This window comes from Mesorhizobium sp. M3A.F.Ca.ET.175.01.1.1 (assembly GCF_004791945.1).
Lineage (GTDB): Bacteria > Pseudomonadota > Alphaproteobacteria > Rhizobiales > Rhizobiaceae > Mesorhizobium.
Genome location: NZ_SRTP01000380.1, coordinates 1 through 290 on the forward strand (window position 1 = coordinate 1; position 290 = coordinate 290).

General features: G+C 63.4%; 1 protein-coding gene. It reads left to right on the forward strand.

The window, feature by feature from the left end; translation table 11 throughout:
• Window positions 1–290, forward strand: a 290-nt coding sequence (locus tag EN818_RS32070) for a glycosyltransferase family 10 (protein ID WP_245521449.1), incomplete at both ends; no start/stop codon positions are given.

Consider the following 290-nt stretch of genomic DNA (forward strand, 5'->3'; position numbering starts at 1 on the left):
TGCATTTCCAGTCATCGAGCCTCAACAAGAGCGGGCGTGACACATTCATCGCCGAACTGTCCCGGCACATCGCGGTCGATTGCTACGGCCGCTACCGGCCCAACCGCGAGATCATAGGCCCTGATCTCGGCCGACAGACCAAGCTCGAGACCATTGGCCGCTATCATTTCTGCCTGGCGCTTGAGAACTCGATCGCGCCCGACTACGTCACCGCGAAGATGTTCGATCCGCTCTCCGCCAGCACGGTGCCACTCTACGCCGGCCCGCCCAATCCCCTCGCGCTCGCCCCC